General features: G+C 64.2%; 20 protein-coding genes. 7 read left to right on the plus strand and 13 right to left on the minus strand.

Annotated elements, in window-relative coordinates:
* Window positions 1-16: 16 nt before the first annotated feature.
* Window positions 17-910, minus strand: a complete 894-nt coding sequence (locus tag ISM_RS08375) for a LysR family transcriptional regulator (protein WP_009813704.1) — start codon at window positions 908-910, stop codon at window positions 17-19.
* Window positions 911-1,009: 99 nt separating this feature from the next.
* Between ISM_RS08375 and ISM_RS08380 the strand changes: the two genes are divergently transcribed.
* Window positions 1,010-2,329 (plus strand): serine hydroxymethyltransferase, encoded by a 1,320-nt coding sequence (locus ISM_RS08380; protein WP_009813705.1) that lies wholly within the window; start codon window positions 1,010-1,012, stop codon window positions 2,327-2,329.
* A 190-nt stretch (window positions 2,330-2,519) separates the two neighbouring features.
* On the opposite strand, the gene ISM_RS08385 is transcribed toward ISM_RS08380, so the two are convergent.
* The 4 genes from ISM_RS08385 to ISM_RS08400 form a co-directional block, all read right to left on the minus strand.
* Window positions 2,520-3,383, minus strand: coding sequence for a D-amino-acid transaminase (locus ISM_RS08385; protein WP_009813706.1), 864 nt, complete (start codon window positions 3,381-3,383; stop codon window positions 2,520-2,522).
* 4 nt (window positions 3,384-3,387) lie between these two features.
* Window positions 3,388-4,353, minus strand: a complete 966-nt coding sequence (gene dgcA, locus ISM_RS08390; protein WP_040617967.1) for an N-acetyl-D-Glu racemase DgcA — start codon at window positions 4,351-4,353, stop codon at window positions 3,388-3,390.
* A gap of 111 nt (window positions 4,354-4,464) precedes the next feature.
* On the minus strand, window positions 4,465-5,466 hold the full coding sequence (dgcN, locus tag ISM_RS08395; protein WP_009813708.1) for an N-acetyltransferase DgcN: 1,002 nt from the start codon (window positions 5,464-5,466) through the stop codon (window positions 4,465-4,467).
* 140 nt (window positions 5,467-5,606) lie between these two features.
* The gene (locus ISM_RS08400; protein ID WP_009813709.1) at window positions 5,607-6,884 is read right to left on the minus strand and encodes an MFS transporter; all 1,278 of its coding nucleotides are present in this window, start codon (window positions 6,882-6,884) and stop codon (window positions 5,607-5,609) included.
* A 224-nt stretch (window positions 6,885-7,108) separates the two neighbouring features.
* On the opposite strand from ISM_RS08400, the gene ISM_RS08405 reads away from it, so the two are divergent.
* Window positions 7,109-8,068 carry an L-malyl-CoA/beta-methylmalyl-CoA lyase gene (locus ISM_RS08405; RefSeq protein WP_009813710.1) on the plus strand — a complete coding sequence of 320 codons (960 nt, stop codon included), beginning with the start codon at window positions 7,109-7,111 and terminating at the stop codon, window positions 8,066-8,068.
* 31 nt (window positions 8,069-8,099) lie between these two features.
* Here ISM_RS08405 and ISM_RS08410 read toward each other — a convergent pair whose 3' ends face one another.
* Window positions 8,100-8,714 carry an alpha-ketoglutarate-dependent dioxygenase AlkB family protein gene (locus ISM_RS08410; RefSeq protein WP_009813711.1) on the minus strand — a complete coding sequence of 205 codons (615 nt, stop codon included), beginning with the start codon at window positions 8,712-8,714 and terminating at the stop codon, window positions 8,100-8,102.
* Window positions 8,715-8,739: 25 nt separating this feature from the next.
* On the minus strand, window positions 8,740-9,351 hold the full coding sequence (gene cobO / locus ISM_RS08415) for a cob(I)yrinic acid a,c-diamide adenosyltransferase (RefSeq protein WP_009813712.1): 612 nt from the start codon (window positions 9,349-9,351) through the stop codon (window positions 8,740-8,742).
* 273 nt (window positions 9,352-9,624) lie between these two features.
* Between cobO and dnaK the strand changes: the two genes are divergently transcribed.
* From dnaK to ISM_RS08430, 3 genes are all read left to right on the plus strand, one after another.
* Window positions 9,625-11,544 carry a molecular chaperone DnaK gene (dnaK, locus tag ISM_RS08420; RefSeq protein ID WP_040618400.1) on the plus strand — a complete coding sequence of 640 codons (1,920 nt, stop codon included), beginning with the start codon at window positions 9,625-9,627 and terminating at the stop codon, window positions 11,542-11,544.
* A 76-nt stretch (window positions 11,545-11,620) separates the two neighbouring features.
* Window positions 11,621-12,775: a molecular chaperone DnaJ gene (dnaJ, locus tag ISM_RS08425; protein WP_009813715.1), complete on the plus strand. Its 1,155-nt coding sequence runs from the start codon at window positions 11,621-11,623 to the stop codon at window positions 12,773-12,775.
* Between the two features lie 233 nt (window positions 12,776-13,008).
* Window positions 13,009-13,818, plus strand: coding sequence for a division plane positioning ATPase MipZ (locus ISM_RS08430; protein ID WP_009813716.1), 810 nt, complete (start codon window positions 13,009-13,011; stop codon window positions 13,816-13,818).
* A gap of 16 nt (window positions 13,819-13,834) precedes the next feature.
* On the opposite strand, the gene ISM_RS08435 is transcribed toward ISM_RS08430, so the two are convergent.
* The 5 genes from ISM_RS08435 to ISM_RS08455 all read right to left on the minus strand — a co-directional run bounded on the left by ISM_RS08435 (window position 13,835) and on the right by ISM_RS08455 (window position 17,158).
* Window positions 13,835-14,722, minus strand: a complete 888-nt coding sequence (locus tag ISM_RS08435) for a DMT family transporter (protein ID WP_009813717.1) — start codon at window positions 14,720-14,722, stop codon at window positions 13,835-13,837.
* Window positions 14,723-14,762: 40 nt separating this feature from the next.
* Window positions 14,763-15,323 (minus strand): DUF2585 family protein, encoded by a 561-nt coding sequence (locus ISM_RS08440; protein WP_040617968.1) that lies wholly within the window; start codon window positions 15,321-15,323, stop codon window positions 14,763-14,765.
* 68 nt (window positions 15,324-15,391) lie between these two features.
* A complete protein-coding gene (locus ISM_RS08445) occupies window positions 15,392-15,868 on the minus strand; it encodes a DUF305 domain-containing protein (protein ID WP_009813719.1) in 477 nt (158 codons plus the stop codon).
* 151 nt (window positions 15,869-16,019) lie between these two features.
* Window positions 16,020-16,538 carry a hypothetical protein gene (locus tag ISM_RS08450; protein WP_009813720.1) on the minus strand — a complete coding sequence of 173 codons (519 nt, stop codon included), beginning with the start codon at window positions 16,536-16,538 and terminating at the stop codon, window positions 16,020-16,022.
* Between the two features lie 101 nt (window positions 16,539-16,639).
* Window positions 16,640-17,158: a lactoylglutathione lyase family protein gene (locus ISM_RS08455; RefSeq protein WP_040617969.1), complete on the minus strand. Its 519-nt coding sequence runs from the start codon at window positions 17,156-17,158 to the stop codon at window positions 16,640-16,642.
* A 99-nt stretch (window positions 17,159-17,257) separates the two neighbouring features.
* Here ISM_RS08455 and ISM_RS08460 point away from each other — a divergent pair, with 99 nt between their 5' ends.
* Window positions 17,258-18,139 (plus strand): LysR family transcriptional regulator, encoded by an 882-nt coding sequence (locus ISM_RS08460; RefSeq protein WP_009813722.1) that lies wholly within the window; start codon window positions 17,258-17,260, stop codon window positions 18,137-18,139.
* Between the two features lie 6 nt (window positions 18,140-18,145).
* Here the strand turns inward: ISM_RS08460 and ISM_RS08465 are convergent, their stop codons facing one another.
* Entirely contained in the window at window positions 18,146-19,249 is a 1,104-nt protein-coding gene (locus ISM_RS08465) for a mandelate racemase/muconate lactonizing enzyme family protein (protein ID WP_040618401.1), read from the minus strand.
* A gap of 205 nt (window positions 19,250-19,454) precedes the next feature.
* On the opposite strand from ISM_RS08465, the gene pth reads away from it, so the two are divergent.
* Window positions 19,455-20,141, plus strand: a complete 687-nt coding sequence (gene pth, locus ISM_RS08470) for an aminoacyl-tRNA hydrolase (protein WP_040618402.1) — start codon at window positions 19,455-19,457, stop codon at window positions 20,139-20,141.
* The last annotated feature ends 5 nt before the right edge of the window (window positions 20,142-20,146 follow it).

Genomic DNA, 20,146 nt, shown 5'->3' on the forward strand with positions numbered 1-20,146 from the left:
TCGTGACGGCCCCGGCTCACACCGCCGCCCGCAGCGCCGCGATGAGCCGGGTCAGATCCGCGCGTTTCGGCCCGCCCGCATGACCAAGGATCAGCGCCGCGTCGCTCGCCACCTCCGGCAGGCCGAGCGTCACCAGTTCGTCGCGCGCCAGCATCCCGGCGATGAGCACCCGATGCCCCAAAAGCACCCCCGCCCCATGCCGCGCCTCCTCTGCCGCCAGCGCATAGAGCGAATAGCGCGGCCCGGCCCCGGCCTCCGGCAGCGCCACCCCGGCGGCCTCGGCCCAGCCCGCCCAATCACCCTCCCAGCTCGCATCATGCAGCCGCGTCGCCCGCGCCAGATCCGCCGCGCCGCCGATCCCCTCGGCCAGCACAGGCGCCGCCACCGGCACAAGACTGTCACGCGCCAGAACCTCCTGCCGCGCCGCCTCCTGCGGGTCATCACTGACCGCGCCGATGAACAGGCTGAGATCAAAGAGCTCGCGGCGCAGGTTCGGCGGCGTCTCGAGCGCCGTCACCGAAAGACGCACCCCCGGCACCGCCGCCCGCAACGCCGCCATCCGTGGCAAGAGCCAGAGCTGCGCCACGCTCGGCAGCGCCGCAATGCTGATCACCGGCTCGGGCCGCAGCCCCTGCAGCTCGCGCACCGCCTCGCCCATCGCGTCAAAGGCCCGGGCAAACCGAGGCGCCAGCGCCGCCCCCTCTGGCGTGAGCCGCACGCCCTGCGCCCGCCGCTCAAAGAGCGCCACCCCGGCCCAATCCTCCAAGGCCCGGATATGCTGCGACACCGCCCCCGGCGTCACGCTGAGCTCTTCCGCCGCCAGCGCAAACCCCCCGAGCCGCGCCGCCGCTTCAAAAGCCCGCAGCGCGTTGAGAGGAGGCCCCTTGGGGCGAGGAGGCGAGACGGACATGAGTTAGGCCCAGTTTTTCTAAACTGAGAAAAAGGTAATCTGATTTGCGCCGCCACGCAAATCCGCGTTTCCTGTCGCAAACCTACAGGAGTATCCGCCATGACCCTCGCCCCCCGCAGCTGGGTGCCCGAAGCCTCTGACACCCTGGTGCAGCGCCTCGCGGCCCAGACCCAGGCCGCCAACAGCGCCGCGCTGGAAACCCGCATCACCCGGCTCGCCGAGGACAACCGCCACATCCATGAACGCGATTGTTTCAACCTCAACCCCGCGACCAATGTGATGAACCCCCGCGCCGAGGCGATGCTCGCCTCCGGCATCGGCTCGCGCCCCTCGCTCGGCTATCCCGGCGACAAATATGAGATGGGGCTCGAGGCCATCGAGGAAATCGAGGTGATCGCCGCGGCGCTCGCCGCCGAAATCTTTGACGCGCGTCACGCCGAAATCCGCGTGCCCTCCGGCGCCATCGCCAATCTCTATGCCTTCATGGCGACCTGCAAACCGGGCGACACGATCATCGCGCCCCCGGCCGGGATCGGCGGTCACGTGACCCATCACGACGCGGGCTGCGCCGGGCTCTACGGGCTGCGCGTGCTGCACGCCCCGGTCAATGCCGATGGCTATACGGTCGATCTCGACGGGCTGCGCGATCTGGCGCGGCGCGAACGGCCCCGGCTCATCACTCTGGGCGGCAGCCTCAACCTCTTTGAACATCCCGTGCGCGAGACCCGGCAGATCGCCGATGAGGTCGGCGCGGCTCTGCTCTTTGACGCCGCCCATCAATGCGGCATCATCGCCAGCGGCGCGTGGAAGAACCCGCTCAATGAGGGCGCCCATCTGATGACGATGAGCACCTATAAATCCCTCGGCGGTCCCGCCGGCGGCCTGATCGTGAGCAATGATGACGCGCTGATGCAGCGCATCGACGCCATCGCCTTTCCGGGCATGACCGCCAATTTCGACGCCGCGAAATCCGCCGCGCTGGCCGTCTCGCTGCTCGACTGGCGCGACTATGGCCGGGCCTATGGCGCCGCGATGATCGACCTCGCCGCCGCGCTCGCCCGTGCGCTCAATGCCGAGGGCCTGCCGGTCTTTGCTGCCGATCGCGGCATGACCCGCTCGCATCAATTCGCCATCGAGGCGGCGGGCTTTGGCGGCGGTCAGGCGGCGTCGAAAACGCTGCGCCGCGCGGGGTTCCTCGCCTGCGGCATCGGCCTGCCGATCGATCCGGTGCCGGGGGACATGAACGGGCTGCGCATCGGCACGCCGGAGCTGGTGCGCTGGGGCGTGACGCCTGAGGATGCGCCGATGCTCGCGGGCCATATCGCCGCCGCCCTGACCAAGGGCGACCCCGAGGCGCTCGCCGCCACGGTGGCGACGGAACGGCAGCGCTTCTCGACGCTGAAATTTATCCGCAGCTAAGCCACCGCGCGCCCGCCGCACGATCTCGGCCCCCTCGGCAGGGGGCCAAAGCCTCACCGTCGTCATACCGACGCTTTGCCGACGTGTGACCGACGTCGGATTTCAGCCCCCAGAGTCTGGGTTAACGCCGCAACGAAAAACCCCCGCACAGGACGCCTGTACGGGGGCTTTTCACATCTCGGATCGCGGATCAGATCGCCTTTTTCAGGCTCTCTTCGAGGTAAATCTCGCGCAGACGATTGGCCACCGGCCCCGGCACCCCATCGCCCAGCTGCGCGCCATCGATCTCCACCACCGGCATCACAAAGGCACTGGCCGAGGTGACAAAGGCCTCATCGGCCTCCTGCGCTTCGGCGATGGTGAAATTGCGCTCTTCCACCTCCATCTGCGCCTCCTTGGCACAGCGCAGAACCGCCGCGCGGGTGATCCCGTGCAGGATGTCATTGCTGAGCGCGCGGGTGATGATCTTGCCGTTCTTGACGATATAGGCGTTGTTCGACGTGCCCTCGGTCACATGACCATCCTCGACGAGCCAGGCATCATCCGCACCGGCCTTCTTGGCCATCATCTTGCCCATCGACGGATAGAGAAGCTGCACGGTCTTGATGTCGCGACGGCCCCAGCGGACGTCCTCTATCGAGATGATTTTCATACCTTTTTTCGCCGCCGGATTGTCGGCGAGGCCGGGCTTGTTCTGGGTGAAGAGCACCAAGGTCGGCTCGGTCGTCTCGGGGTCGGGAAAGACGAAATCGCGGTCGCCGGGCGACCCGCGGGTGATCTGCAGATAGATCAGACCGTCTTCGATCTCATTGACCCGGACCAGCTCGCGGTGGATCTCCAGCAGGTCGTCAAACGCCGCCGGTTTCTTCATGTCGAGCTCGTTGAGCGACCGCTCGAGCCGCTTGGCGTGACCTTCGAAATCAATGAGCTTGCCGCCCAGCACGCTGGTCACCTCATAGACCCCATCGGCCATCAGGAACCCACGGTCAAAGATCGACACTTTGGCTTCGGTTTCGGGCAGGTACTCGCCGTTCAGATATACGGTGCGCGTCATAGGTTTATCCCCACAGTTCCGGCGCGGGGGGATGCACCCCGGCCTCGTCAAAAATTAGCGGTGTCTTGCGGTCTTCGGCCAGAAGCAGCGGCCCGTCAAGGTCCGTGACCATAATCCCCTGCGCCACCAGCACCGCCGGCGCCATCGCCAGGCTCGATCCGACCATACAGCCGACCATGACCTTGTAACCCTCTGCCAGCGCCGCCTTTTTCAGCTCGAGCGCCTCGGTGAGCCCGCCGGTCTTGTCGAGCTTGATATTGATCACATCATATTTGCCCTTGAGCCCCGGCAGGCTCGTGCGGTCATGACAGCTCTCATCGGCACAGACCGGCACCGGCCGCTCCATGCCGCGCAGCGCCTCGTCATCCTTGGCCGGCAGCGGCTGTTCCACCAGCGCCACGCCAAGCCGCACCAGATGCGGCGCGAGATCGGCATAGACCTCCGCCGACCAGCCCTCATTGGCATCGACGATGATCGTCGACTTCGGCGCCCCGGCCCGCACGGCTTCGAGCCGGGGCATATCGTCGGGCGTGCCGAGCTTGATCTTGAGAAGCGGCCGATAGGCGTGTTTCGCCGCCTGTTCGCGCATCTTTTCCGGCGTGTCGAGCGACAGCGTATAGGCGGTGATCTCCGGCCCCGGCTGCGGCAGCCCCGCGAGCTCCCAGGCCCGCTTGCCCGCTCGTTTCGCCTCAAGATCCCAGAGCGCGCAATCCACCGCGTTGCGCGCCGCACCGGCGGGCAACAGGTCATAGAGCGCGGCACGATCCACCGTGCCGCTCAGCCCGAGGATCTCGGCCTCGACACTGTCGAGCGTCTCGTCATAGCGCGCATAGGGCACGCATTCGCCGATCCCCTCATGCGCCCCGTCGCGCACCCGCACCGTGAGGACATTCGCCTCGGTCCGCGACCCGCGCGAAATGGTAAAAACCTGGGCCAGTTTGAAATCGTCTCGGCTGACGGAAAACTCCACGGTGATATTCCTTTTTTCGGTCAATTCTCGGCCGCACCCAAGGGCGGGCCGCGTCAAGGCCGCCCCACCGGGGCGGCCTCTTTAGGCTTGGTTTACGCGTTGCGCATCAAATCACAGAGCGGCCAGCGCATCCACCAGCTTGTCCGACCCGAAACGATAGGGATCGGTGGCGGGCAGGCCCATCTCTTTTTCGACCTCGGCCAGATAGGCTTTGGCATCGGCTTCGCTCATATGCTGCGTGTTCACCGAGACGCCGACAACCTGACAGGCCGGGTTCGACACTTGCGCCAGCGGCAGCGCCGTGTCGCGCAGCTGTTGCAGGCTCGGCTGGGTGTACTCGGGCAGGCCGCGCATATGCTCGCGGGTCGGCTCGTGGCACAGGATGAGCGCATCGGGCTGACCGCCATGGATGAGTGCCAGCGTCACACCGGAATAGGAGACGTGGAACAGGCTGCCCTGACCTTCGATCAGGTCCCAGTGATCCTCGTCATTGTCCGGGGTCAGATATTCGATCGACCCGGCCATGAAATCGGCGATCACGGCGTCGAGCGGCACGCCATGGCCGGTGATCAGGATGCCGGTTTGGCCGGTGGCGCGGAACGTGGCCTTCATGCCGCGCTCTTGCATCGCCGCTTCCATCGCCATCGCGGTGTACATCTTGCCGACCGAGCAATCGGTGCCCACGGCGAGACAGCGCTTGCCGGTGCGTTTCTTGCCGTTGGCGATGGGATAGCCCACCGTCGGCACGCGCACGTCATGCAGGGTGCAGCCATGGGTCTGTGCCGCCGCCACAAGGTCGCCTTCGTCGCGCAGCAGGTTGTGCAGGCCCGACGCGATGTCATAGCCCATCTCGAGCGCCTGGATGAGAACCTCTTTCCACGCCGCCGAGATCACGCCGCCGCGGTTGGCGACGCCGATGACCAGCGTCTTGGCACCGGCTTCCTTGGCTTCGGCCAGGGTCATATCGGTGAGTTTGAGGTCGGCACCACAGCCCGGCAGACGGATCTGGCCAATGGCATGCTCGGGGCGCCAGTCACGGATGCCGATGGCCACTTTGGCGGCCAGCATGTCGGGCGCGTCGCCCAGGAAAAGAAGATACGGTGTTTCGATCATGGTACATCCCCAGTCAGAATCAAAAGTCGTGGAAGCTTCCTACATTCCGCCTGATATATCCTGTTGAAATTCAGGTATCCCACGGTATGCGTCGAATGTTCTTCGCAAAACCGTCACCTTGGCGCAATTTTGTCCCGCGATCACTCTTGTCGATTCCGCCCGGCTGCTCCCGCCTCGGATGCGGCCTCCGCCTCGGCTTCGGCAGCCACCGTCTCGGCCTGCAGAACCCCCGCCTGCCCAAGGCCCATCGCCCCGAAATGCACCACTTCGCCGGTCTCTGCCGGCGCTTCGCTGCGCACCCGGCGTGCCACCGCGATAAAGATCACCGCGAGGCTCACCACGATCACCATCCCCTGCAGCCCGCGCCCACCGCCAAAGGCGATGAGGTTCGGCCCGAGCAGCATCCCGAACACCTGTCCGAACTGCTGCAAGAACGCCATCGTGCCGCTCGCCGGGACCACTTGACCGGGGGTGAGGTGATCATTGGCATGGGCCGCGAGGATCGAATAGATCGGCAAGGTCGCCCCGCCGATGATGGCAAAGCCCCAGACCGTGCGCGCCGGGGCCGTGTCCACCGCCATCCAGACCGCCGCACAGGTGGCGACGACGCAAAGCCCGATCACCACATAGCGCCGGTCGGTATTGTCGGAAATCCAGCCAATCGGATATTGCACCAGCCCGCCCGCGATCATCGCCGCGACAAGCGCCCCCGAGGCCGCCGCCGCCGAAAACCCCTGATAGAGCGCATAGAGCGGCAGCGCGATGAACCACGACGCCACCGCCGCGCTCATCAGGATAATGCCAAGCACCGCCATCGGCGACACGGTATAGAGCCTGCGCACCGTCATCCGGTCCGGCGCGGAATAGTCCGGCGCCCGGTTGCCAGACAGAAGCAGCGGCACCACCGCCACCGACATCAGCACCGAGGTCAGCCCGAACAGCAGGTTGCCCGACGGATCGGGCACCGCCACCAGCGCCGTGCCAAGCGCCGGGCCAATGGTCTGAATGATGAAATAGACCGACAGCACCTGCGCCCTGATCCGGTTCTCCGATTTCGCGTTGAGCCAGCTTTCGGTGACCACATAAAGCCCCGGAAAGCAGATGCCCGCCATGAACCGCATCGCGCTCCAGCTATAGGGATCAAAGGTCAGGATATGCACGATCGCCGCCACCGACACCATCGAGGCCAGCGCCGAAAACACGCGGATATGCCCGACCTTCTCGATCAGAAGCGGCACGGTGATCGTCCCGATCAGCGCCCCCAGCGGATAGCAGGCCTGCATGATCGAAATGGTCAGCGACGAAAACCCAAGCTCCGCCCCCCGGATCGACAGGAGCGTCACCAAGAGCCCATTGGCCACCATCAGCCCGAGCATCCCGAGGAACAGCGCCCAATTGTCGATCAATGCACGTTTCATTCTTTACCCTTCCGTTGTCTCGGCACCGGAGCCTTGGCTTGGCCCGACCGGCCGGAACCCTCCCGGCCTCGCAGGTCGCGCGCGGGGCTGTCGCACCTGTTTGCGACATCCGCGTCGTAACCGGTCAATGCTGCGAGTGCAAAATAACCTTGCGGGTGTGCGCGCAATTTAATACCGATTGGCGGGAGAAAATTGAAATTTCCTGATCCACCGGAGGTCCGCCCATGAGTTTCCGTCTGCAACCCCCCGCCCCCGCGCGTCCCAACCGCTGTCAGCTCTTCGGCCCCGCGTCGAACAAGAAACTGTTCGAAAAAATGGCCGCGAGCGACGCCGACGTGATCAACATCGATCTCGAGGATTCCGTGGCGCCCACCGACAAGGACGCCGCCCGCGCCAACGCCATCGAGGCGATCAACGGTCTCAACTGGGGCAACAAGACGCTGAGCGTGCGGATCAACGGGCTCGACACCGGCTGGTGGTATCGTGACGTGGTCGACCTGCTGGAACAATGCGGCGACCGTCTCGATCAGATCATGATCCCCAAGGTCGGCTGCGCTGCCGACATCTATGCGGTCGACGCGCTGGTCACCTCCATCGAACGCGCCCGTGGCAAGGACAAGCGGATCTCCTTCGAAGTCATCATCGAGAGCGCCGCAGGCATCGCCCATGTCGAAGAGATCGCCGCCGCCTCGCCCCGTCTCGAAGCGATGAGCCTCGGCGCCGCTGATTTCGCCGCCTCCATGGGCATGGCCACCACCGGCATCGGCGGCACGCAGGAAAACTACTATATGATCCGCGAAGGTCAGAGCTACTGGCCCGACCCGTGGCATTGGGCCACCGCCGCCATCGTCGCCGCCTGCCGCACCCATGGCGTGCTGCCGGTGGACGGGCCGTTTGGCGATTTCTCCGATGACGAAGGCTTCCGTGCCCAGGCCCGCCGCGCCGCGACGCTGGGCATGGTCGGCAAATGGGCCATCCACCCGAAACAGATCGCGCTCGCCAACGAGGTCTTCACCCCCTCGGACGAGGCCGTGGCCGAGGCCCGCGAAATCCTCGCCGCGATGGAAGAGGCCAAGGCCAAAGGCGAAGGTGCCACCGTCTACAAGGGCCGTCTCGTCGACATCGCCTCGATCAAACAGGCCGAGGTCATCGTCAAGCAATCCGAGATGATCGCCGGCAGCTAAGCTCGCGGCCAAGCCATTGGGGACGGGCGGTTCAATCGACCACGCGCAGTGTCAGGTTGATCCGCCCGCCGCCTTGCAACAGGGTCGATGTGCCGGGCTTGATCCGGTCCACCCCATGATAGGCGAGCCGCGCCGCGCCGCCCATCACCACCACATCCCCGGACCGCAGCCAGACCGAGCGCGTCGGATCGCTCCGCTCTTGGCCGCCCATCCGAAACAGCGCCTCATCGCCGAGCGACACCGACAGCACCGGCCAGCTGAAATCCGCCTCGTCGCGATCCTGATGCAGCCCCATCCGCGCCTTGTCGGTGTAATGGTTGATGAGACAGCAATCGGGCAGCCGGGTGTCACTCACCAGATCGCGCCAGATGGAGAGCACGCTGTCGGGGATCGCGGGCCAGGGGCTGCCCGACGGGTGCGCCTCGATATAGCGATAGCCGCGCCGGTCGGTGAACCAGCCATAGCGCCCCGCCGAGGTCATCCTGACCGACATCGGCTTGCCGAACCGGGTGACCGGCGCAAAGAGCGGCGCTTGCGCCACCACCTCGCGCAGATCATCGCGCAGCGCCTCCTGCGCCGCCCGGTCGAGATAGCCGGTGTAGAAGGCAAATCCGCCGTGGCGCGTGGTCGGGGCAGGGGAGGCCATCACCTTGTCCTTGGGATTGGAGAGCTTAGAATTCCACGCCCTGCTGCGCCTTGACCCCATCGCGGAACGGATGCTTGATCAGCGTCATCTCGGTCACCAGATCCGCCGCCTCGATAAGCTCGGGCTTGGCATTGCGGCCAGTGAGACAGACATGGGTCATCGCCGGTTTCTGGCTCAGCAGGAAATCGACCACCTCGTCAATATCGAGGTAATCATAGCGCAGCGCGATGTTGATCTCGTCCAGCAGGACGAACTGGATCTCCGGGTCGAGGATCTGTTCCTTGGCAATCTCCCAGCCCCGCTGCGCGGCGGCAATATCGCGCTCGCGGTCCTGCGTTTCCCAGGTGAACCCCTCGCCCGAGACGAAAAACCGGCACTCATCCGCGAATCTCTCGCGCAGAAACGCCCGTTCCCCGACGTCGCGCCCGCCCTTGATGAACTGCACCACCGCGCAGGGCATGCCATGGGCGATACAGCGCATGATCATGCCAAAGCCGGACGAGGATTTGCCCTTGCCCGGCCCGGTATGCACCATGATGAGACCCTTCTCTTCGGTCTTGGTCGCCATCATCTTGTCGCGCGCGGCCTTGATCTTGCGCATTTTCTCGGTGTGGCGGGCATTGGCCTCGTCGGTCATGACATCTCTCCGGGTTGCGGCGTTTGGACAGGCTTTGCATCACCGGCGGGCGGCGTCAATGCGATGCCGTCTTGACCCGTGGCACAGGCGCAAAATCTCGCAAATTAAAGACAGAGGGGGCATCAGCCCTGTTGCAGCGCACAAATCCCCTCCCTATATACGCCGAGACGCGTGAGCCACGCGAGACGGGGCCATGCCGAAAGATCGGTGCCCGGATGCCATAACGGGTCCAGGCCTCGAACAATCGCCTTGAAGAAAGAAGGGATCGAAAACATGTCGAAAGTGATCGGGATTGACCTCGGTACAACCAATTCCTGCGTTGCCATCATGGACGGCAGCCAGGCGCGCGTGATCGAGAACTCGGAAGGTGCCCGCACCACGCCGTCGATCGTCGCATTTACAGATAGCGAGCGGCTCGTTGGTCAACCGGCCAAACGCCAGGCTGTCACCAACCCGGAAAACACCGTCTTTGGCGTCAAACGTCTGATCGGCCGCCGTGCCGACGACGCGGATCTGGCCAAGGACAAGAAGAACATGCCGTTCAACGTCATCGACGGCGGCAACGGCGACGCCTGGGTCGAGGCCCGCGGTGAGAAATACTCGCCGAGCCAGATCAGTGCGTTCATCCTGGGCAAGATGAAAGAGACAGCCGAAAGCTATCTCGGCGAGGAAGTGACCCAAGCGGTCATTACCGTTCCCGCCTATTTCAACGACGCCCAGCGTCAGGCCACCAAAGACGCCGGCAAGATCGCCGGTCTCGAAGTGCTGCGCATCATCAACGAGCCGACCGCGGCCGCGCTGGCCTATGGTCTCGACAAGGACGAAACCCACACGATCGCGGTCTATGACCTCGGCGGCGGGACCTTCGACGTGACCATTCTCGAGATCGACGAAGGCCTCTTCGAAGTCAAATCCACCAATGGCGACACGTTCCTTGGCGGTGAAGACTTTGACATGCGCATCGTCAACTACCTCGCCGACGAGTTCAAAAAAGAGCACGGCGTCGACCTGACCAAAGACAAGATGGCCCTGCAGCGTCTCAAGGAAGCGGCAGAAAAGGCCAAGATCGAGCTCTCGAGCTCGAGCCAGACCGAAATCAACCAGCCCTTCATCTCGATGGGGTCGGACGGTCAGCCGCTGCACATGGTCATGAAACTGACCCGTGCCAAGCTCGAAAGCCTCGTGGGCGACCTGATCAAAGCCTCGCTCAAGCCCTGCCAGGCCGCGCTCAAGGATGCCGGTCTCTCGGCCAGCGACATTGACGAGGTCGTGCTCGTCGGTGGTCAGACCCGGATGCCCAAGGTCATCGAGGAAGTCACCAAATTCTTCGGCAAAGAGCCCCACAAGGGCGTCAACCCCGACGAAGTGGTGGCCATGGGCGCCGCCATCCAGGCCGGTGTTCTGCAAGGCGACGTCAAGGATGTTGTGCTGCTCGACGTGACCCCGCTGTCGCTCGGCATCGAAACGCTGGGCGGTGTCTTCACCCGTCTGATCGACCGCAACACCACGATCCCCACCAACAAGAGCCAGATCTTCTCCACCGCCGAGGACAACCAATCGGCCGTGACGATCCGGGTCTTCCAGGGCGAACGTGAAATGGCGGCCGACAACAAGATGCTCGGTCAGTTCAACCTCGAGGACATCCCGCCCGCACCGCGCGGCATGCCGCAGATCGAGGTGACCTTCGACATCGACGCCAACGGCATCGTCTCGGTTCAGGCCAAGGACAAAGGCACTGGCAAAGAGCACAAGATCACGATCCAGGCCTCCGGCGGTCTCTCCGACGAAGACATCGAAAAGATGGTCAAGGACGCCGAGGACAATGCCGAGGCCGACAAGGCCCGTCGCGAACTGGTCGAGGCCCGCAACCAGGCCGAAAGCCTCATCAACTCGACCGAGAAATCGGTGGAAGAGCATGGCGACAAGGTCGACCCGACCACCGTCGAGGCGATCGAACTGGCCATCGCGGCCCTGCGCGACGATCTCGACAAGGACGACGCTGCCGCCGACAAGATCAAGAGCGGCATCCAGAACGTCACCGAAGCGGCCATGAAACTTGGCGAAGCCATCTACAAGGCAAGCCAGGAAGAGGCCGGTTCGGAACCCTCCGCCGCCGATGAAGCCGGCGCCGGTGGCGATGACGACATCGTGGATGCCGATTTCGAAGATCTCGGCGAAGACAAGCGCTCCTGAGGCGTGACGATGAGAACTGTCGCGGGGCCGGTCGTGCTGATCGGCCCCCGTCCGTTCCCAAGAAAGGAATGCGCGCATGGCCAAACGTGATTATTACGAGGTATTGGGCGTAGCTCGCGGGGCCTCCGCGGACGAGATCAAGAAAGCCTACCGTCGCAAGGCGAAAGAGCTGCATCCCGACCGCAACAAGGACAATCCCGAGGCGGAAACCCAATTCAAGGAAGCCGGCGAAGCCTATGACGTCCTGAAGGACGCCGACAAAAAGGCCGCCTATGACCGCTTCGGTCATGCCGCCTTCGAAGGTGGCATGGGCGGCGGCCCGCGCCCCGGTGGCGGCGGCCATGGTCAGGGCGATTTCGCCAGCGCCTTCTCCGATGTGTTCGACGACCTCTTTGGCGATTTCATGGGCGGGCGCGGCGCGCCGGGCGGCGGGCGGCAACGGGCCTCGCGCGGCTCGGACCTGCGCTATAATCTGCGGGTCACGCTCGAAGAGGCCTTCTCGGGCCTGCAAAAGAACATCACCGTGCCGACCTCGGTGCAATGCGGCTCCTGCAACGGCTCCGGTGCCGAAGGCGGCGGCGAGCCGACCACATGCCCGACCTGTTCCGGCATGGGCAAGGTCCGAGCGCAACAGGGCTTCTTCACCGTCGAACGCACCTGTCCGACCTGCTCGGGCATGGGCCAGACGATCAAGAACCCCTGCAAGAACTGCGGCGGCGCAGGCCGGGTCGAAAAGGACCGCGCGCTCAATGTGAACATCCCCGCCGGTGTCGAAACCGGCACCCGCATTCGCCTCTCGGGCGAGGGCGAGGCGGGGCTGCGCGGCGGCCCCTCGGGCGATCTCTACATCTTCATCGAGGTCTCCAAGCACAAGCTGTTCGAACGCGACGACATGCATCTCTTCTGTCATGTGCCGGTCTCGATGTCGGTGGCGGCGCTCGGCGGCGACATCGAAGTGCCGACCATCGACGGCGGCCGCTCGCGGGTGAAAATCCCGGCAGGGAGCCAATCCGGTCGCCAGATGCGCCTGCGCGGCAAAGGCATGCCAGCGCTGCGCAGCAACACCCGCGGCGACATGTTCATCGAACTGGCGGTCGAAACCCCGGTCAACCTGACCGCCCGGCAAAAGGAACTGCTCAAGGAGTTCGACAGCCTCTCCGAGGACAACAACCCCGAAAGCAAGAGCTTCTTTTCCTCGGTGAAAACCTTCTGGGACAGCATGAAGAGCTGACCCCGCCCAAGGCGCCCCTCCGGGGGCGCTTTTTTTTGTCGGGCCACAGGCGCTCTTTTTGCGCCACCCGCGCAAAAGGGCCGTGGACCGGCTCGCGCTTAACCGATATTCCAATGCAACAGATTGGGGTGAGTGTCTGCCACAACGCGCGGGCACTCTTTCTTATCGACCCTTTGGTCGATAAGGTCTTTTAACAATATCACGAGCCAAATCGTGGGGCGAGGGAACGGGACATGGCGCATATTATTGTCGTCGGGAACGAAAAGGGCGGGGCAGGCAAATCGACAGTGTCGATGCATGTCGCCACCGCCTTGGCACGGATGGGCCATAAGGTAAGCGCGCTGGATCTCGATCTGCGCCAGAAAACCTTTGGCCGCTACGCCGCCAACCGCGCGGGCTTTCTCGCCAGCGCCGAAAAATCCCTGCCCTCCGCCTCCTATCACGAGCTTCCCGAGGTCGATCAGGCGAGCCTTCAGCCCGGCGAAAACGTCTATGACCGCCGCCTCTCCGAAGCGGTGGCCGATCTCGAACCCGACAGCGATTTCATCGTCATCGACTGCCCCGGCTCACACACCCGGCTGAGCCAGGTCGCCCATAGCCTCGCCGACACGCTGATCACGCCGCTGAACGACAGTTTCGTCGATTTCGACCTGCTCGCCCATGTCGATGCCGAGGCCGACAAAATCGTCGGCCCCTCGGTCTATTCCGAAATGGTCTGGAACGCCCGCCAGCTCCGCGCGCAGGCCGGGCTCAAGCCGATCGACTGGATCGTGCTGCGCAACCGGATGGGCGCCCAGCAGATGGTCAACAAGGAAAAGATGGGCCGCGCCCTCGACGCGCTCGCCAAGCGCATCGGCTTTCGCGTCGCGCCGGGCTTCCACGAACGGGTGATCTTCCGCGAGCTGTTCCCGCGCGGCCTCACCCTCCTTGATCTCAAGGACATCGGGGTGAAACAGCTCAACATCTCCAACGTCGCCGCCCGTCAGGAATTGCGCGACCTGATCAAATCGCTGAACCTGCCCGGCGTCGAGGTGAATTTCTAATCTTCGAAGGCTCTGCTTAGGCCCCGATCTCCGGGGGCATCGCCCTGCCGCGCCGCCGCGACAGGGCGACCATATTCGACACCACCAGCGCCCCGATCACCACCGCCCCGCCAACAATGGCCCAGCGGCCCGGATCTTCGCCCACCACCGCCCAGACCAAGAGCGGCGCCAGCACGCTTTCCAACAGGATCAGCAAAGCCACCTCCGCCGAGGTGATATAGCGCGGCCCCAGCGTCAGCAGACAGGTGGCAATCGCGATAAACGCCCCATGGCCGAGGAAGAGCAGCCATTGCCCCTCCAGCGCCGGCCACGGGTCTACCACCAGCAACAGCGCCAGCGCCGCCCCGATATAGCAGATCGGCACCGCCGGGATCATCGACACATGGCGCAGCTGCCGCACCGCCGTCAGCGCCCCGGAATAGGCCAGCGCCACATAGAGCGCCCAGAGATCGCCCTTCCACGACGCAATCTCATTCTCGGCCGAGCCATAGGCGATGATCCCGAGCCCCGCGATCACCACGATCATCGTGTAAACCATCCGGCTGCTGATCCGCTCGCCGAGAAACACCCGCCCGAAAATGGCCGAGAAAATCGGCATCGAGGCAAAGATAAAGACGACATTGGCCACGCTGGTCTGCGTCACGGCGAGAACGAACCCCGGCGCGGTCGACCCCATCAACAGCATATAGATGAGCCCCGGCCGCCCGGTGCTGAGCGACGCCCGCACCGCCCCCGCGCCCTGAAAAGCCAGCACGCCCAAGAGCACGATCACCCCGGCCCCCAGCCCCCGCCAAAAGGCCACGACCATGGGATCGGCCTCGATCAGCCGGACAAAGAGCGAATCCGGCACCACGAACAAGACCCCCAGCGTGGTCAGCAGCAATCCTTTGGCATGATCATTCATGTCCAAGTCGTCGCCAAAACGATGCGCTTTGTAAAGCCTGCTATCCCGCCGCCTGCCACTCTCGGATCGCCTCCACCGGCGACAAGAGCATGATCACGTTGAGCGCCAGACCATCGCGGATGATCCACATGGTCAGCAGCTCAAACCCGATCACCACCGCCAGGCTCGCCCAGACCGGCAACCGCCGCGCGAGCCAGAACCCCACGAACATCGCCACGATATCCGACGCCGAATTGAGCACGCTATCACCATAGTAATCGAGCGATATGGTCGCCTCGCGATAGCGTTCGATCACCGCGTTGGTGTTCTCGGAAATCTCCCAGGCGCATTCCACCAGCGTCGCAATCACCAGCCGCCAGCCGAGCGGCACCCGCCGCGCCACAAGCCAGAGCGCCGCGTAGAAAATGAACCCGTGCAACAGATGGCTCGGGCTGTACCAGTCAAAGACCTGCTGCGATCCCTCGCTCGTCCCCCCCGTGCCCCAAAGATCGACCCAGCCGCAGTCACACCACGGCGCGCGCCCCATCAAGAGCAATATGACAAGCGTCCCAAGCGTGAGGGCCGCGGTGATCCAATAGGGCAAAGATACAGACCGTAACATGCCCGCAGTTAACCGAAAGCCTGCGCCGGGGTCCATCCGGTTCGGACCGGACCCCGCGCCTGGGTGGCTTATTTGCCATCCACCTCTGGTGTGGCCTTCGGACCGCCCTCAAGATCGGTGATCAGCGCCTTCATCTCGGCGATCTCCTTGCGCTGCGCCTTGATGATGTCCTCGGCCAGGCTCTTCACCCGCGGATCGCTGAGATTGGCGCGCTCGCTGGTCAGGATGGCAATCGAATGGTGCGGGATCATCGCCCGCATCCACGATTTGTCCTCCACCGTCGCCTGACTGCGCAAGAGCGTCAGCCCCACGGCAAAGACCACCACGCTGCCGGCAACGATCACCATATTGAGCGTCTTGTTGTCATACATCGACAGCATGAACCCCAGCATGATCACCGCCATCACCGCCCCCATATAGAGCGCCATATAGAGCCGGGTTTCGCTGAAAAACACGTGATCGAGCGCATAGCTGTTAAGATACATCAGCCCATACATCACCACCGTCGAGGTGACGATCATGGCAAGAAAACGGGTATAGCTCATCGCGGATCTCCTCTTGTTGTCTTGCCCTCCCAACAAGTTTCCAGCGCGGGAGGGTTCCCAAAAAATCGGCACCAATCCGCCCAAATCCACGCAAAAATGCCGCCGCACCCTCTGGCGCGGCGGCACAAAACCCCGTGGGGCAAAACTCACATCATTCGAAATCGAGACGCTCGACGACCTTCTCGGCATAGGCCGCAACCATCGCCTGATAGAAATCTTCCTGCGACGGCGGGATCAGATACCAGCCCTCGGGCAGTTCCATGCCCTCACCGGTCTTCGCCACAACGGTCAGCGGGAAGGATTGTAGCACTTCCGGGTCTGCCTTGCCTTCCGTGGTATTGCCCGAGTCGAGCCCCGAATGCACCGCGATGATGCCTTCGAGATGGTTGAACTCGCCGCTGTCGGGCAGCACCGTGTCGCCATCAATGGCCACTTTGGTAAGCTGCACCTCAAGGCGCGGCGCGGTGGCGTCATCAAAGTTGAGCTTGTCGGCAATCGCCTTGCCCAGATCATCGTCCAGCGTCGGCCAGAAATCGAGAGCATTGCTGTTCTCATAGGCGCTGAGATCGGCCTCGACCTCGACGGCCGAAACGGTGGGTATATCCGCCATCGCGGCAAAGCCGGCGAATGACATCGACAGGGCGAGTGCAGTGGTCTGCATGAATTTCATAACGTAGGTCCTTTCCTCAAAGTTGACCTTGGCGCGGCTCTGCGCCGTCCATGCTGCTGCAACGTGTGATGCTGAACTTGGTTCCCTCGCCCCGCCCGCGCTCAGCCATAGGCCCCCGCCGAATAGGTGAGCTCATAGCTGTGCGAATAGAGCTCAAAGACGATGCCAAACGGGTCTTCGACATAGACCATGCGATAGGGTTTCTCGCCGGGGAAATATTCGCGCACGGGCATCCGCTGCTTGCCCCCCGCCGCCACGATCCGCGCCAAGAGCCCCTCGAGATCGGGGTCCTGGATGGCAAAGTGAAACAGCCCCACCCGTTTGTGGGCGAGATTGTCCTCGGGCGTATAAGCCTCTGGAAACTCGAACAATTCAAACCCGATCCGATCCGCCGTGGCGAGATGGGCGATGCGGAACTTGCCCCAGCCGGGGCCAAAGACGTCATTGCACATCACCCCGATATCGCTGTCATCCTCGGCAATCTCGGTGGGCTCCATGATCACATAGAACCCCATCACATCGCGGTAAAAGGCCACCGCCCGGTCGAGATCGGGCACGGACAAACCGATATGGGAAAAACTTCTCGGGCTGGTCTGGGGGGATTGGGATGTGTCGGTCATAACGCTCTCCTATGGGCTGCTTGCCCCCGATATGCGCCCGCCCTGTCATTTCGTCTAATTATCATTTAGACTGGAAATGATAACAAAACGGATTGGCACATGATCAACGCGCTCTGGCTCAACAGTTTCGTCACCCTCTGCGAGACCGGTCATTTCACCCGCGCCGCCGCCCGGCTCAACATGACCCAGCCGGGGCTGAGCCAGCATATCCAGAAACTCGAGGCCCAGCTCGGCAAACCGCTCCTCTCCCGCGACGGCAAGAGCTTTATCCCGACCCCGGCGGGCGAGGCGCTGCTCGCCCTTGGCCGCCGCCGCCGCGCCGAGGAACAGGCACTCCTCCAGAGCCTCGAGGCCGACGATCCCGGTGCAGGCCCCCTGCGCATCGCCTGTTCCGGCTCTCTGGCGCTCTTGCTCTACCCGCGTCTCGTGGCGCTCATGCAGGCCGCGCCGCGCCTCACCCTCCATCTCGAGGCGGCACCCCAGCCGCGCATTCTCGACGGGCTGGTGGCGGGCGATTTCGATCTCGGCATCACCGAGGCCGCGCCCGATCACCCCCGGCTCACCGGCACGGAATGCGGCGAGGATGCGCTCTGCCTGCTCCTGCCCAAGGATCACGCGACGCCGCGCCGCTTTGCCGATCTCGCGAGGCTCGGCTTTGTCTCGCACCCCGACGGCCCGGCCTATGCCGACGCGCTCTTGGGCCGCAACTTCCCCGAGGAGTATCCCGGCGCGGACCGCCTCCGCCGCGCCTGTTCGATCAACCAGATCGGTCAGATCCCTCTCGCCGTGGCCGAGGGCCTCGGCTACACGATCCTGCCCCGCAGCGGGCTCGCGGGCTTTGCTGGCCGCGACCGGCTGCACCTCGCGGACCTGCCAAAACCGCACCGGCACGCGCTTTGGCTGCTCCACCGCAAACACCGCGTCCTGCCCGCCCGCGCCACCCGCGTGGCACGGCTCATCACCGAAACGCTGCAGAGCTGAGCGCCGCTAGACCACCAGAACCGGCGCGCCAAACCGCGCCTCATCCGGCACAATGCCGAGCCCCGGACCGGCGGGCAGGGCGATATGCCCCCCGACGATCTCGATCCCTGCCGCGTCATCATAATGCCCGTCGATATAAGGCGCGGCGATCCACACCCCTTCGAGAAGGCTAGGCTCGACCGTCGCCCCCAGATGGGTGCAGGCCGCCGCCAGAATATCACCGCCCCAGGCATCGTCACAGCTATGCGGCAGGCGCCGCGCCGCACAGATGTCGCGCGCGGTGGCCATCCGCTGCAACCCGCCAAGCCGGGTGAGCTTGAACCCGAATCCATCGACCATCCCGGTCCCCGCCGCGCCGATCACCGTGCTCACATCAAAAGAGGTCTCATCCATATAGAGCGGATGCCGCAGCATCCCCCGCAGCGCCCGCATCTCATCATTGCTGGCGCAGGGCTGTTCCATCACCAGCGGAATATCGGCACAGGCCTGGCTGACCCCGATGGCATCCCGCGTGGTCCAGCCGCGATTGGCATCAATCGCCAGCCGCATGCCGCTGCCCTTGATCGCCTCCCAGACCTTGCGAATGGAAGCCACATCGACCTCTGGCGCACGCCCCCCCACCTTGAGCTGCACCCTTGGATAGCCCTCGGCACGTCTCTCCGCCGCGATCCGCCCGGCCTCTTCCGGCGTCTCGATCCCGATCGCGTAATAGGACGGCACAAGCTCGGTCACCGCCCCGCCGAGCAGCTCCGCCACCCGCAGCCCGAGCGATTTGCCCAGCGCGTCATAGACGGCCATATCCACCGCCGCCTTGGCATAGCCATGCCCCAAGAGCGCGCCATCCATCGCCCGATGCGCGGCCAGCGGCAGAACCTCTGTCCCGATCAAGGCCTGCGCCATCGCCCCAAGCGCCGCCCGCGCCCCCTCGGCATGGGCCTCGGCATAATTGGGCCCGAGCGGGCAGGTCTCGCCCCAGCCGACGATGCCGGTGTCTGTCACCAGCTTGACCAGCGTCGTGTCGAGCGCGCTGATCTCGCCATAGGACATGGTATAGGGGCCGTCTTTGACCGGCAGGTCATGTTGAAAGAGGGAAAGCTCGGCGATCTTCATGCGCATGTCCTTGGCAGGTCTCACCCCCAATTTGACCAGAACGCCCCCCGTCTCTCGCCCGTTTGCGACAGGTCTGCCCTTGGGCCTCTGAGGGCCAAAACCCGCACCGTCGCTTTGCCGCCGCGATACCGACGTGTTACCGACATTGCGTTTCGCCCCCATCCGGGGCTAGACCAAACGCGACATGGGAAAAGGGATGACCCGCATGCTGATCTTTGCAGGGCTTGGAAATCCGGGCGCGAAATACGCCGGCAACCGCCATAACATCGGCTTCATGGCCCTCGACCGCATTGCCGAGGATCACGGCTTCGGCCCGTGGAAATCCCGCTTTCAGGGTCAGGCGAGCGAGGGCCGTCTCGGCTCGGAAAAGCTGCTCCTGCTCAAGCCCGAAACCTTCATGAACCTCTCCGGTCAGTCGGTCGGCGAAGCCATGCGCTTCTACAAGCTCACCCCGGCGGATGTCATTGTTTTCCATGATGAATTGGACCTCGCCCCCGGCAAGATCCGGGTCAAGCAGGGCGGCGGCCACGCCGGTCACAACGGGCTGCGCTCGATCCATCAGCACATCGGCCCCGACTATGCCCGCGTCCGTCTCGGCATCGGCCATCCGGGCCGCAAGGAGCTTGTCGCGCAATATGTGCTGCATGATTTCGCCCGCGCCGACCAGGACTGGCTCGACGATCTGATGCGCGGCATCTCCGACGGGGCTAAGTCACTGGCCGCAGGCGATAATTCCAAGTTTCTCAACGCCGTCGCCCTGCGCGTGGCGCCCCCCCGCTCGTCGAAATCCACCCCCAAACCACCCCCCGGCACCCCGACGCCTCAGGCCGAGGAATCCCCCGCCGAAGACAGCCGCACCCCGATGCAAAAACTCATGGACAAGTTCCGCTAAGCCTT

The organism is Roseovarius nubinhibens ISM (assembly GCF_000152625.1).
Taxonomy (GTDB): domain Bacteria; phylum Pseudomonadota; class Alphaproteobacteria; order Rhodobacterales; family Rhodobacteraceae; genus Roseovarius; species Roseovarius nubinhibens.